Origin of the sequence: Vreelandella vilamensis (assembly GCF_031451755.1) — a bacterium.
In the GTDB taxonomy this organism is placed as follows: Bacteria; Pseudomonadota; Gammaproteobacteria; order Pseudomonadales; family Halomonadaceae; genus Vreelandella; species Vreelandella vilamensis.
Genome location: NZ_JARWAN010000026.1, coordinates 1 through 12,600 on the forward strand (window position 1 = coordinate 1; position 12,600 = coordinate 12,600).

Consider the following 12,600-nt stretch of genomic DNA (forward strand, 5'->3'; position numbering starts at 1 on the left):
GTCTGGACTTCAATCGCATAAAATCCCGACCCGACTTTGACGAGATGTGCCACTACGGCGCTATCGCGTCATGAAACTGTCCTAACCATTGCGGTAAGAGGACGGCAAAAATTATCTTGATTGGGTCAGTCGCAGTAAATGCCATTAAGCCCTCTTTGCTTTTAAGTGCATAACGCTTAGATCCACCTACACTATAGTTATTTACTTCAATGTAAAGAAGTGTAGTCTTTCGCGTGTCCACCTGAGACGCGGATAGGTAAGGGCAAACGCACTATAGCTTGACCAGCATTTTACCGGTGTTGCCACCGTCAAACAGGGTGAGGAAGGCGTCAGGGGTGCTTTCAAGCCCTTCTTTAACTGTCTCTTTATAGTCGATCTTGCCTTCCGCTATTTGCGAGGCCACTTCGTTAAGAAAGTCTGGATAATTTGACCAGTGGTCGGCAACGATAAAACCCTGCATCTTAGCTTTGCGCACCACCAGTTGAGATAGATTGCTGGGGCCAGGGGTAGGCGTTTTGGCGTTGTAGCTTTCGATCATGCCGCATACGGCGATGCGCGCGCCTTCATTTATCTGGCTAAGCGCCGCTTCAAGACACGTGCCACCGACGTTTTCGTAGTAAACATCGATGCCGTTAGGGCTGGCAAGCTTTATGGCGTCGCTTAACTCCTGTGCGGTACGGTCACGATAGCTAACCGGTTCAACGCCCAGCGACTCTAGCCAGGCAAGTTTGTGAGCAGCGCCCGCGATACCGACGACATGGCAGCCCTTGGCTTTGGCTAGCTGTATTGCCATGGAGCCCACTGCGCCGCTTGCCGCGCTGACTAGCACATTATCGCCCGGCTTACAGTCGGCAACCACGTTTAGGCCTGTCCAGGCAGTCATGCCGGGCATGCCTAAAACGCCCAGATAGGCCTGTTCGGGAACATCGATATCGGGTAATGGAGTAGCACTTTGTGCAGGCACCTGCGCGATATCTCGCCAACCGCCCATATGGCTCACTTTATCGCCCACTTTTAGGCTTGAGTCATTGGTCTCGATAACCTCGCCAATGGCACCGCCTTCCATTGGCTTGCCAAGTTCAAACGGTTCCACATAAGTACGTACACCGCTCATGCGACCGCGCATGTAAGGGTCAACTGAAAGCCAGCGATTACGTATACGTACTTCGCCCTCGGCCAAGTCTGGGAGGGTTTGTGTTTCTAATTTAAAAAGTTCGCGGTCGGGTAGGCCGTTGGGATAATCGGTAAGCGTATAAAATTGCGACTGCATAAATGCCTCCTGCGAATACATATCATTCTATATACGTATCATGCGAATACGTATTTCGTGAATACATGGCGTATGGAACGCCTATAGCATAGAGATCATTAGCCTGCTTGCAAGCTCGGTCACGTATACGCCAATAAGCACAATCGAGTAGGAAGGGGAGTTGCCTCCCCTGCCCTCTCACACCACGTCAACACGCCCTAGCCAGGCGGTGAAGTCTTAATAGCGGCTGCATGCCACGCGGCGCGCAGTCATTAATGTTAAAGGAGCAGGGGACATCGTGTATTTCCTCGATAGGTGGTGGCGCCCGGGTAGGGCGCAAAAGCTCACTTGGGCCGGATAAGCCTGCGTGATATGTTAGACATACGTATACCATAGAGGCTCGCTTTTCTGGTGGGGAGCTTTTCTTTGCAACAAGCTGGGGCGTTACTAAACTCAAGAGACTTGGCTCTATGGTTCGATCTCACTTTGGCCTATAAAAGTACCCGAATGGGAGACACTAATGGTAACCCTGACCATAAACGGACAGCAGCACGAGCTGGATATTCCCAGTAATATGCCCTTGCTTTGGGCAATCCGCGATGTAGTGGGAATGAAAGGTACCAAATTCGGGTGCGGCATCGCTAAATGTGGCGCCTGCACGGTGCATTTGGATGGTGTTGCGACGCGCTCCTGCATAACGCCGGTTTCCACTGCCGAAGGAAGTGAGATCACCACCATTGAAGCCATGGCGGATGACGCGGTGGGCAAAAAAGTTCAGCAGGCCTGGTTGGATTTGGGGGTAGCCCAGTGTGGCTATTGCCAAGGCGGACAGATAATGACGGCAACAGCGCTATTAAAGGAAAACACCCAACCAGGCGCTGATGAGATACGTGATGCCATGGCAGGCAACTTGTGCCGCTGTGGTACTTATAATCGCATCCTGGCGGCCGTGGAGCGTGCCTCTACTGAGGAGGTCAGCTCATGAGCCAGTTAAAAGATACTCAGTTAAAAGATACATTGTTGCTCGCCAATGTTAGCCGCCGCGGTTTGTTGAAAGGGCTAGCCGCCGGTTCCGCGTTTTTGCTGGCCGCCCGCTGGGATTTAGGCTTTGCCAATGAACAAGCGCAGTTTGGGGCGGGCGCCATGCCCGGTGGTTGGGTGGATGACCCCAACGTGTTTATCCATATCGATACTGACGGCGTGGTCACCATCGTTAACAACCGTGCCGAGATGGGCCAAGGTATTCGCACGAGCCTCGTGATGGTCGCGGCCGACGAGCTGGGCGCGGATTGGGAGCAGGTTCGGGCAGAACAGGCGAATGCAGATCAGGACAAGTACGGCAATCAAAATACCGACGGTTCTCGCAGCATGCGCCATTGGTACGACCCTATGCGTCGTGCCGCGGCGGCCGCACGGCTAATGCTTGAGCAGGCGGCGGCCGACCAATGGGGAGTGCCGGTGCACGAGGTGCGTGCTGAGATCCATAAGGTGGTGCACCGCTCCTCTGGACGAGAACTCGGATTTGGCGAACTTGCCGAAGCGGCTCGGGAACTAGAGGTGCCCGGTCGGGATGCGTTGGTCTTGAAAGCTGACAACGAGCTGCGCTTTATTGGCAAAGAAACGGGCCTGATCAATGGCGAGCTTAAATCTGCTCACCCCAAAGCCATCGACGGTGAAGACATTGTTTCTGGCAAGGCGGTATTCGGGGCTGATGTGGATCTGGAAGACACCCTATACGCGGTTGTGGCGCGTCCTCCTGTTTACGGCGCAAAGGTGAAAAGCGTCGATGACAGCGAGGCGCTGAAAGTCACCGGCGTCAACAACGTGATGCGCATTGAAGGCACCGACCAGCCCGGCGCATTCCATCCACTCGGTGGTGTGGCGGTTGTGGCAAGTAATACCTGGGCGGCGATGGAGGGCCGCAGGGCGCTGAAGATCGAGTGGGACTTGGACGCGGCTGGAGACAATGCTGATTACACCTCTGAGACTTACCGCGAGTCGCTGGAAAAGGTCGCGCAATCGCCGGGTAAGGTCATTCGTCAATCGGGCGATGTGGAGGCGGCCCTCGAAGAGGCTAGCCAACGGGTCTCCGCGACGTATTACATGCCCCACATGGCTCAGGCGCCGATGGAGCCCCCTGCTGCAGTGGTGAGATTCACACAGGGGAAGGCAGAGGCCTGGGCGCCGGTTCAGAATCCAAGAGCGACTCGCGAAGGTATTGCGGGCGCGCTGGGCCTGGATAAGGAAAACGTCACCGTTCATCAGACACTGCTGGGCGGTGGGTTTGGGCGTAAGTCGAAACCGGATTTTGTGATCGAAGCGGCCTACGTGGCGAAAGCATATGAGGGGCGGCCCATTAAGCTGCAGTGGTCGCGGGAAGATGATATCCAACATGCTTACTTTGGTGCGGTTTCCGTCGATCACCTGGAGGCGGGCCTCGACAGCGAAGGCAAGGCCTCCAGCTGGCGCCATCGCACGCTTTCCCCGAGCATTGGCTCGCTATTTGCGCCCGATCCCAAACACAAGCAGGAATTTGAGCTGGGGATGGGCTTCAATACCATGCCCTTTAGCATTCCAGCCATCCGGCTAGAAAACCCGCCGGCTCCCGCTCACGTGCGCATTGGCTGGTTCCGCTCGGTGTATAACCTTCCCCACGCCTGGGCGATTCAGAGCTTTGCCCACGAAATGGCCGTCGCGGCCGGCAAGGATCACCGAGACTATGCGCTGGAACTCCTGGGGCCGGACCGGGAAGTGCATAACCTGACCGTGGGCGATAGCTGGAATTACGGAGAAGACCCGGACAAGTACCCGATCGATGTGGCGCGGATGCGTCGTGTGATCGAACGCGCCACCGAAGAAGCCGGCTGGGGCCGGGAGATGCCGGAAGGTCGCGGCGTTGGGCTTGCTTTTCACCACAGCTTTGTTTCCTACACCGCCGTTGTCTTCGACGTGGAAGTGAACGATGGCGGCGAGCTGACCATTCACCGGGCAGATATTGCCTTCGACTGCGGCCCCCAGGCTAACCCCGAGCGTATTCGCGCCCAGATGGAAGGTTCCTGCATCATGGGGATTGGCGTTGCCCTGCAAAGCGAAGTGACGTTTGAAAACGGCGTCGCCCAGCAAAGTAACTTCGACAACTACCTAATCCCGCGTATGCCTAACGCGCCAAGAGAGATCCGGGTGCATCTAATCGACAACCCCAACGATGCGATGGGGGGCGTCGGGGAGCCAGGCTTTCCACCGGTGGCACCGGCGCTTTGCAATGCCATTTACGCCGCTACAGGCAAGCGCATCCGGCGTCTTCCGGTCGGTGACCAGTTGAGCTGATGTCCATGCAGAGCTTGGACTATCAGGTCATTGGGCAAGCCATCGCGTGGGTGGAAAACGGTGCAACCGTTTGGTTGTGCACCGTGCTGTCAACCTTTGGCTCCTCGCCCCGGGAACCAGGATCGCTCATGGTGGCAAAGGCCAACGGGGAGCATGTCGGTTCACTCTCCGGTGGGTGCGTGGAAGAGGATTTTCTGGCGCGTTTAGCAGCCGGTGATTACGCGCTGCCAGCCGTTATCGTGCGCTACGGTGCCCCGGCTGATACTTTAGAGGGTTCATCGATTCGCCTGCCCTGCGGAGGTATCTTAGATGTGCTGGTCGAGCGAATCATCGCGACGTCCGATAATCTGGCGCATCTTGAACAGGTTAGGGCGTCTTTGTCGGGTGACAAAACAAACGAGAAAGGGCTTGCGCGATGTATCCGGATGACCGACGGCAAACGCTGGCTGGAAACGATGGTGCCCACCGGGCCACGCGTTGAGTGGCAGGAAGGTGAAGAGATCGCCAAGGTGCGTATTGGGCCCGTCGCGAAACTCATTCTTGCCGGCTACTCAACGGTGGCCGCCGCCTGCGCGCAGTTTGCGATCAGTTTGGGCTATCAGGTGGTGCTCTGTGATCCTCGCGAGGAGGTGACGCGAAATATCGTGTTGCCAGAGGGCGTGGCGTTTATTCCTCAGTTACCTTCGTTATATATCGCGGCCCAGGGAGCGTGCACGCCGTCAACGGCCGTGGTGGCCGCCACCCATGACCCGCGCATTGACGATCTGGCTATGATGGCAGCGGTCAAAACGCCTGCTAGCTATATCGGCGTGATGGGTTCACGGCGCACCTCCCAGGCCCGGGAGGAAAGACTTCGACGCACGGGCGAACTTAATCAGGCAGAAATCGAGCGAATACATATGCCTATCGGGCTCGATCTTGGCAGCAAAACCCCCGCTGAAATAGCGCTTGCGATTGTGGCCGACATCGTTCGAGTAAGGCGTGGGCGCACGCTCGCTGAGCTATGAACCGAACTGCTGCGTTGATAATGGCGGCGGGGGCTAGTTCACGTTTTGACGGATGTAAGCTGCTGGCTGAAGTTAACGGTCAAGCGTTGCTGCAACAAAGCATCGACTTGGTATCCGGAGTGTTGCCAGATAATGTCTACGTGGTTACAGGCGCTTGGCATCGTGAACTCATGCAGGCAAAAAAAAAGAGAAAGCTATCTGGGGGGGCTTTTATTTATGCCGATACCTGGTCTGAGGGCTTGTCAGCCTCTTTGGTAACCGGCATCTGCCATCTAGAGCGCGACTACGACGCTGTGCTTGTCGTGCTCGCGGATCAGGTCGCGCTTTCGCGGGATGACTTAGAGCGATTGTTAGCTACCTTCGATGGGCGCAACATCGCCTGTGGTTTTTACCATGGCCGGCGGGGCGTACCCGCTATCTTTGGCCGAAATAGCTTCCCTCGATTAAAGCAACTTAGCGGAGATCAAGGAGCCAAAGCAGTGTTATACGAAACGGCCATCCCTGTTCTTGAGTGCTCGATCCCCAATGCCTCTCTAGATATTGATAACCGTGAGCAGCTAGCGCAGTGGAAAGGGTAATGTTTAATGTCTTACGCGGAATTCCACGTCCAAGCCACGCATTGGGCGTGGATGGATAGCGTGCCGTCCGCTAGGACGGCTTGGCTTGGTTTTCGATATAGCGCCTGATGATATCCGTCGTGGTGTCATCGCCCACACTGAGCAGGCAATAAGGCCCCGGCCAAAAACGATCGCGCCAACGCTTCGACTTGATCGCATCTCCGTCATCTTTGCGAATCCGGCGGCTGGTCACGGTTTTGATGCTGTTGATCAACTTGGCCGGCATCACCGAGGAATGCAGTTCCAATAGCGCATGTACATGATCGGCTTCACCCGAAAACTCCACCACCCCAACGTCCTGCTGCCCAAGGCAAGGATCGTACATCGGAATGTCTTTCAGTGAAGCTGATGATTGAGGAGCCGGGTGCGTCAATCGCGCATGCCCTGATCTGTGGGGGCCGGGTCGAGCAATCGCCCGGTCTACCCAACCAATTTACTAATCAATCGATACGCTAAATTGTGGTGGGGTATGCTGCTAATGCAGAGTGCTTAAGGGGGGTTTATCGCTAGGCATCGAACTTGCAGGCGTGCAAGGGTGTTGTCGACTAACCTTGAGTCATCCGCCGCTAATTACTCGGGATACTTGGCAGATCAATGCCTGGAGCCCATTCCGACAACCGGAGGCTCTTAACGTGGAATTTAAGGATTATTATCAGGTGCTCGGCGTGGAGAAAACCGCAACGGCCGAGGAGGTTAAAAAAGCCTACCGCAAGCTGGCACGCAAGTTTCACCCCGATATCAGCAAAGAGTCGGATGCCGAGCAGCACATGCAGGAAATCAATGAGGCCAAGGCCGTGCTGTCTGATCCCGAGAAGCGTCTGGCCTACGACCAACTCGCTCAGCAGTATCATTCTGGCCAGGATTTCCAGCCACCTCCCGACTGGGATGCAGGTTTTGAGTATAGCGGGCACGGTTTCGAGGACGCCGACCTCGGTGAATTCAGTGATTTCTTTGCCAACCTCTTCGGCCAAGGCGGCCGGCAAAGGGGAGCAGGGCGCGGCTATCAGATGCGCGGCGAGGATCGTCATGCCAAAGTGGTTATTGATCTCGAAGATGCCTACCACGGCGCTACCCGTTCGATCACGCTGTTAGTGCCCCAGGTCGATGCCCAGGGTCGCGTCAGTTCTAGAGAGCATACGCTTAACGTGGGGATACCCAGGGGTGTAAAAGCGGGCCAGCATATCCGGCTCTCGGGTCAGGGCAGTCCTGGTATCGGCGGTGGACCAGCGGGTGATTTATTTCTTGAAATCCACTTTACCCCCAACCCACGGTATCGGGTTGAAGGACGGGATGTTTACCAAACGGTACCGGTCACGCCCTGGGAGGCTGCTTTGGGTGCAAGTATTGAGACCCCCACGCCGTCTGGAATGGTGAAGGTGAAGGTGCCCTCGGGTTCGCAATCCGGGCGTCGGTTGCGCTTGAAAGGGCGCGGCATTCCTGGGCCTGAACCTGGCGATCTGTATGTTGAGCTAGCGGTAGTGCTGCCCCCGGCCGATAGCGATAAGGCACGGGAACTCTATGAAACCATGGCGCGGGAACTGGCATTCGATCCGCGTCAACGGAAGGGAGGCTAGGCCATGGTACAGCAAGCTATTACCAGCGGTGATCTAATCGACGAGGCCACCCTGACTCTCGACGAGTTGGCGCGTGCCTGCTCGGTGGAAACCGACTGGGTTATTGAGCGCATTGAGAGTGGCCTACTGGCTGACGGTTCACCCTATGTGGCGACTTGGCGCTTCACCAGTCATGACCTGACCCGTGCCCGACGGATGTGCCAGTTGGAGCGCGATTTTGAGGCCGCGCCCGAACTTGCCGCATTGGCGACTGACTTGATCGAGGAAAATCAGCGCCTCAAAGATCGGTTGCGCGCTGCGGGACTTTGAGGAAATGATTAGTTGTTGGCATTACCTGTTGCAATAGGGGCAATGTTGATTTCCGCCTCAAAACCGTCCTGCCGTCCTGTTGCCGGTGACCGAAGATGCAGGGTCATCCCGGCGCCTTTGGCGATTGCATCGGCAATCGCCAGGCCCAGGCCGGAACCGGAAGCGTCTGTTTTTGAGCGTGCAAATCGATTCCGCAATAAAGCGAGCTGATTCGGTGGCACGATGTCACCCCCGTTGCAGACTCTGAAAACCCCTTTATCCTTCAGGCTGACCTCCACCGGCTGACTACGGGAGCCATGCTTGAGGGCATTCTCAATCAGATTGCGCGCCAGAATGGCGAACGCATCGGGGTCAAGGAAGGAATTCACTTCACGCTCCGGCAGCGACAAGACAATGCGTCCCGGTGCCTGGTCCTCAAAATCACGGACAATCATCGCGAGTATGGGCACTAGATCGTGCGGGCTTTGTGACAGTGCGCCGCCGCCTTCCGCTTTCGCCAGCTCCAGCAGTTTTCCGGACAGCACTGACAGACTGCGCAGCGATTCTTCAATTTCTGCGACATTATGTTGCAACGGCTCATCGGATATCCGGGTTTTCAGTCGCTGCACTTTGGCGAGCGCGGTTGCCAGGGGGGTCCGCAATTCATGGGCACTGTTGGCGGTAAAGCTTCGTTCGGACTCAAGGGCACGATGCAATCGCTCCAGCAGTCGGTTGACGGCAACGGCAATCGGTTCAAATTCAAGGGGCAGCTGATTCTCTGCAACCGGGGAAAGATCTCCGGCACCCCGGGATTCTATGGATTGCTGGAAATCGACCACCTTGCGCAGGGAAAGTCGGACAATCCACCAGATACCCAGTAGGCTGACTGGAATCAGAACAATTAACGGCATCAGCAAGGCTAACCCCGCCTCCAGTGCCGATTCACGTCGGTGCGCCAAGGGTTCAGCCACTTCAAGATAGATCGTGTTACTGACCGCCGACACGCCGTATAGCCGATGGGTCGGCGTGTTTGAAAAACCTTCCTTGGGTGTTGTACCAAAAACCTCAGGATTGGCGTCGTGGGACTGGAGCAAGAGATTGCCGTGGTCGTCCCGGACCAGATAAGTCAGGTACTCATCGTGGTTCTGCAGGGCAGGAGCCCTTTGATTCCCGCTACCATTTTCCCGGTTCAAGATATCGGTGACGGCCAGCGGCAGGATGCGCTGGGCGGTTTCTTCCAGGGCGCTGTCGAAGACCTCGTTCATTTCATGTTGTGCCACCAGACCGGAAGCAATGACACCCAGCAGCCAGAGCAGGGTGACGCCGAGAGTAAGGCCGATACCGAGTGTTTTTTGCAGGCTGGTTCTAGTGGCCATGTGTTTCCAGGCGATAGCCCATTCCCCTGACGGTTACGATGGCGTCCCGCCCCAGTTTTTTGCGCAAGCGGCTGACATAAACCTCGATGGTGTTACTTTCGATCTCGGCCCCGAAGGCGTAAAGACGATCCTCTAGTTGCGATCGCGATAGTAGCATTCCGGGGCGCTGGATAAAGCCCTCGAACAGTGCCCACTCCCGGGCCGTCAGTTCTACCGGCAGCCCATTGCGATGGATATGATGGTCGCGAAGATCGACCTCCAGCTCACCCACCTGTATGACCGGGCTCGGATCACCCCGGTACCGGCGGGCGACTGCAGCGACACGGGCTGACAGCTCGGAAAGATCAAAGGGTTTTACCAGATAGTCGTCGGCGCCGGCGTTCAGCCCCTCAATTCGGTCAGACACCTGATCCCTGGCGGTAAGAATAATCACGGGTGTTGTCTTTCCGGTTGCGCGGAGCTTCCGCAAAAAACCGAAACCATGGCCATCGGGCAGCATCAGGTCGAGCAGAATCAGGTCGTAAGCTGTGGTCTGAACGCTTGCCTCGGCGTAGCCGAGAGTTTGCACCCAGTCCACCGCGTGGCCGTCGTCGGCAATCTGATCCCGCACAGCCTCGCCCAGCCCCGCCGTATCCTCCACCAAGAGTACCCGCATCGTTCACCTCTGATCCTGCATTGGAATCAAGATACTACATCCGGAACCTGACAGCAGTCTGAATGGCCATCAAGGCTGTTATAGCGCTGCACGGACCTTCAGCTGACTGTCAGGTTTGGACGCTAGCCTTGCTCAAAACATTCCAGGTGTCGATCGCAGGAGATGTCATGATCCGGATAATTTTGCCTTTCATTGTGCTGGTTTCAGGCCTCTGGGCCTGGAATCTCGCTTTGGGTCCTGGGGCCGGTTCCCCTTGGGCGGTCTACGATCAGAGCCTGCTGCTCAGCGGGCTATTATCCATTGCATTGATGTCGCTGGCCATGATGTTGGCACTGCGTCCGGTCTGGCTGGAACGACCACTGGGCGGGCTGGATCAGATCTACCTGATCCACAAATGGGCCGGCATCCTGGCGGTGGTATTCGCCGCCGCCCATTGGCTGATTGAAATGGGCGACGATGTCATCGAGTCGATTTTCGGCGAGGCAGGTAAGTTCGACCAGGATTATTCCGGGTTTATCGACGCCATGCGCGATGCCGCGGAAGACATAGGCGAATTCGCCGTTTATCTGTTGTTCGCGATGCTGCTAATCACCCTGTGGCGCAAGTTCCCCTACAAATACTGGCGCTACCTGCATCGCGGCATGCCGGCGCTTTACCTATTGCTCGCGTTCCATGCAGCGTGGCTCACTCCGCTGCAATGGTGGCAGCAGCCAATCGGACTACTGATGGCGATTCTGCTGCTCGGAGGCAGCCTTGCCAGCGGGCTGTCTCTGACAGGCCGAGTCGGCCGGCGTCGCCAGGTTCGCGGCACGGTCACAGCGATCAAAACCCCGGCCCGCGATGTTACCGAGGTTACCTGCCACCTGGGACCGGCATGGCGCGGGCACCGTGCGGGACAATTTGCCTTTGTGACCTTTGATCGGCTGGAGGGGGCGCATCCGTTCACCATTGCCAGTGCGGATCGGGCAAATGGCACCGTCACTTTTCTCATCAAATCCCTCGGCGACTATACCCGCAATCTCAGCCAGAAAATCAGCGTGGGTCAGACAGTGAAGGTTGAAGGGCCCTACGGCCGTTTTAACTTTGACCGGCGCAACCGCAAGTCCCATCAAATTTGGATAGCAGGCGGCATCGGTATCACGCCATTTCTGGCCTGGCTTGAAGCCCTAGACAGCAGCACCGCCACCGCGCCTGAAGCAGATCTGCATTACTGCACACGCAACGCCGATGAGGATCCCATGGTGGGTCGACTCCGGGTGCTTTGCGGGGGATTTCCTGGCATTCATCTTGAGATTCACGACAGCAGCAGGGGGCAGGCGCTGTCAGCAGAGAAGCTGTCTACCAATGGACATCCGACTGCGAACGCAGAGGTCTGGTTCTGCGGCCCGGCAGGACTGGGGCAAGCCATCAGAAAAGGCTTGCGGGCTGCACCCTTGCGCCTGACGCGCTTCCATAAAGAGGCCTTCCAGTTCCGCTGATAAGGCCTGGCTTGTTCAGGTCACTGTCAGGTTGGCGCCGTAGAGTGAATGTAACGAAAACAGCAGGAGAATCACCATGAAAACCAAACCCCTTGTTCTGAGCCTTTCTTTGCTGCTTCTGAGCGGTACCGCACTGGCCAGTGATGACTGCGACGACCCGGTGGCGAATTGGCAGCCCCGTGAAAATCTGCGTGAAAAGCTGGAAGCCGAAGGCTGGACCGTGCGCCGAATCAAGGTTGACGACGGCTGCTATGAGGTTAAAGGCCGCGATTCCAATGGTGTAAGGGCAGAGGCTGAATTCGCCCCCGCTTCACTGAAGATGATGAAGTGGGAACGGGAAGAAGACGATGATGATGACGAGTACGAGGACGAACGCGATGACAGAGACAGGCTGATGAACGAACAGCAGGGCGATGCCAAAACCCGAATGCCAAGCAACGGCATTGTTAAAGGTCGCCCCAGTGTAACGGTTGAATAACCCGCCAGTACCTTGTGTTTATGAGTTACGCAGTACCTGTTTTGACTGGAGATACCCCATGAAGAAAACCCTGTTTGCGCTGGGCCTGGCGATTGCAGTGGCTATGCCCGCCTTTGCCCAGGCCCGTGAAGTGACCTTCACGACCGAATTGCAGAATTACCGGGGCGATGGCGCCTACGTGGTGCTTTACCTGACCGATGCGTCCGGGACCTATCAGGGCACGCTCTGGGTGGCCGGTGAGAAATCCAAATACTACAAACATCTGAGTGGTTGGGCCCGGGGCAGCAGGCTGGACCCCGCCGAGTACGACGGCCTGACCGGGGCCAGTATCACCAGTGGCCGCACCCTGAAAATCACTCTGAACCTGGATGATTCGCTGATCGATAGCGGTCATGAGGTTCGTGTTGACTCGGCCGTTGAGGATATGCGCGATATCAGGGCGGATGTCGTGGCACCCCTGACCACGGAAGGCTCCGGCAAGCCGGTGTCTGGGCGCGGGTATGTACGCTCTCTCACCTACGATCTTCAATAAGCTGGCAGGAGTTAGAGCT

The 12,600-nt window shown here is 56.7% G+C and carries 13 protein-coding genes; 9 read left to right on the forward strand and 4 right to left on the reverse strand.

What is annotated here, in order from left to right:
• Positions 1-271: 271 nt before the first annotated feature.
• The gene (locus QC823_RS13705) at positions 272-1,270 is read right to left on the reverse strand and encodes an NADP-dependent oxidoreductase (protein ID WP_309656913.1); all 999 of its coding nucleotides are present in this window, start codon (positions 1,268-1,270) and stop codon (positions 272-274) included.
• Positions 1,271-1,769: 499 nt separating this feature from the next.
• Here QC823_RS13705 and QC823_RS13710 point away from each other — a divergent pair, with 499 nt between their 5' ends.
• The 4 genes from QC823_RS13710 to QC823_RS13725 are packed head-to-tail and all read left to right on the forward strand — an operon-like array spanning position 1,770 to position 6,161.
• Entirely contained in the window at positions 1,770-2,234 is a 465-nt protein-coding gene (locus QC823_RS13710; RefSeq protein ID WP_309656914.1) for a (2Fe-2S)-binding protein, read from the forward strand.
• A complete protein-coding gene (locus QC823_RS13715) occupies positions 2,231-4,576 on the forward strand; it encodes a xanthine dehydrogenase family protein molybdopterin-binding subunit (protein WP_309656915.1) in 2,346 nt (781 codons plus the stop codon). Before QC823_RS13710 ends, QC823_RS13715 begins: the two co-directional genes overlap by 4 nt.
• 5 nt (positions 4,577-4,581) lie before the next feature.
• On the forward strand, positions 4,582-5,583 hold the full coding sequence (locus QC823_RS13720; RefSeq protein ID WP_309656916.1) for an XdhC family protein: 1,002 nt from the start codon (positions 4,582-4,584) through the stop codon (positions 5,581-5,583).
• A complete protein-coding gene (locus QC823_RS13725) occupies positions 5,580-6,161 on the forward strand; it encodes a nucleotidyltransferase family protein (RefSeq protein WP_309656917.1) in 582 nt (193 codons plus the stop codon). The genes QC823_RS13720 and QC823_RS13725 overlap by 4 nt, the downstream gene beginning before the upstream one ends.
• Before the next feature lie 70 nt (positions 6,162-6,231).
• Here QC823_RS13725 and tnpA read toward each other — a convergent pair whose 3' ends face one another.
• Positions 6,232-6,525 carry an IS200/IS605 family transposase gene (gene tnpA, locus QC823_RS13730; RefSeq protein ID WP_309656918.1) on the reverse strand — a complete coding sequence of 98 codons (294 nt, stop codon included), beginning with the start codon at positions 6,523-6,525 and terminating at the stop codon, positions 6,232-6,234.
• A 307-nt stretch (positions 6,526-6,832) separates the two neighbouring features.
• On the opposite strand from tnpA, the gene QC823_RS13735 reads away from it, so the two are divergent.
• Positions 6,833-7,774 (forward strand): DnaJ C-terminal domain-containing protein, encoded by a 942-nt coding sequence (locus QC823_RS13735; RefSeq protein ID WP_309656919.1) that lies wholly within the window; start codon positions 6,833-6,835, stop codon positions 7,772-7,774.
• 3 nt (positions 7,775-7,777) lie between these two features.
• The gene (locus QC823_RS13740; protein ID WP_309656920.1) at positions 7,778-8,083 is read left to right on the forward strand and encodes a chaperone modulator CbpM; all 306 of its coding nucleotides are present in this window, start codon (positions 7,778-7,780) and stop codon (positions 8,081-8,083) included.
• 8 nt (positions 8,084-8,091) lie between these two features.
• Here QC823_RS13740 and QC823_RS13745 read toward each other — a convergent pair whose 3' ends face one another.
• A complete protein-coding gene (locus QC823_RS13745) occupies positions 8,092-9,438 on the reverse strand; it encodes an ATP-binding protein (protein ID WP_309656921.1) in 1,347 nt (448 codons plus the stop codon).
• Positions 9,428-10,093, reverse strand: coding sequence for a response regulator (locus QC823_RS13750; protein WP_309656922.1), 666 nt, complete (start codon positions 10,091-10,093; stop codon positions 9,428-9,430). The genes QC823_RS13745 and QC823_RS13750 overlap by 11 nt, the downstream gene beginning before the upstream one ends.
• Positions 10,094-10,155: 62 nt before the next feature.
• Between QC823_RS13750 and QC823_RS13755 the strand changes: the two genes are divergently transcribed.
• The 3 genes from QC823_RS13755 (at position 10,156) to QC823_RS13765 (ending at position 12,581) form a co-directional block, all read left to right on the forward strand.
• Positions 10,156-11,571, forward strand: coding sequence for a ferredoxin reductase family protein (locus QC823_RS13755; RefSeq protein ID WP_309656923.1), 1,416 nt, complete (start codon positions 10,156-10,158; stop codon positions 11,569-11,571).
• 76 nt (positions 11,572-11,647) lie between these two features.
• Entirely contained in the window at positions 11,648-12,049 is a 402-nt protein-coding gene (locus QC823_RS13760) for a PepSY domain-containing protein (protein ID WP_309656924.1), read from the forward strand.
• 58 nt (positions 12,050-12,107) lie between these two features.
• Positions 12,108-12,581 (forward strand): DUF2271 domain-containing protein, encoded by a 474-nt coding sequence (locus tag QC823_RS13765; RefSeq protein ID WP_309656925.1) that lies wholly within the window; start codon positions 12,108-12,110, stop codon positions 12,579-12,581.
• Positions 12,582-12,600 lie beyond the last annotated feature (19 nt).

What these genes read in the sequence shown, in the direction of transcription:
- QC823_RS13705 (WP_309656913.1), bottom strand. Translation starts at nt 1,270, where the DNA reads ATGCAGTCGCAATTTTATACGCTTACCGATTATCCCAACGGCCTACCC.
- QC823_RS13710 (WP_309656914.1), top strand. Translation starts at nt 1,770, where the DNA reads ATGGTAACCCTGACCATAAACGGACAGCAGCACGAGCTGGATATTCCC.
- QC823_RS13715 (WP_309656915.1), top strand. Translation starts at nt 2,231, where the DNA reads ATGAGCCAGTTAAAAGATACTCAGTTAAAAGATACATTGTTGCTCGCC.
- QC823_RS13720 (WP_309656916.1), top strand. Translation starts at nt 4,582, where the DNA reads ATGCAGAGCTTGGACTATCAGGTCATTGGGCAAGCCATCGCGTGGGTG.
- QC823_RS13725 (WP_309656917.1), top strand. Translation starts at nt 5,580, where the DNA reads ATGAACCGAACTGCTGCGTTGATAATGGCGGCGGGGGCTAGTTCACGT.
- tnpA (WP_309656918.1), bottom strand. Translation starts at nt 6,525, where the DNA reads ATGTACGATCCTTGCCTTGGGCAGCAGGACGTTGGGGTGGTGGAGTTT.
- QC823_RS13740 (WP_309656920.1), top strand. Translation starts at nt 7,778, where the DNA reads ATGGTACAGCAAGCTATTACCAGCGGTGATCTAATCGACGAGGCCACC.
- QC823_RS13745 (WP_309656921.1), bottom strand. Translation starts at nt 9,438, where the DNA reads ATGGCCACTAGAACCAGCCTGCAAAAAACACTCGGTATCGGCCTTACT.
- QC823_RS13750 (WP_309656922.1), bottom strand. Translation starts at nt 10,093, where the DNA reads ATGCGGGTACTCTTGGTGGAGGATACGGCGGGGCTGGGCGAGGCTGTG.
- QC823_RS13755 (WP_309656923.1), top strand. Translation starts at nt 10,156, where the DNA reads ATGGCCATCAAGGCTGTTATAGCGCTGCACGGACCTTCAGCTGACTGT.
- QC823_RS13760 (WP_309656924.1), top strand. Translation starts at nt 11,648, where the DNA reads ATGAAAACCAAACCCCTTGTTCTGAGCCTTTCTTTGCTGCTTCTGAGC.
- QC823_RS13765 (WP_309656925.1), top strand. Translation starts at nt 12,108, where the DNA reads ATGAAGAAAACCCTGTTTGCGCTGGGCCTGGCGATTGCAGTGGCTATG.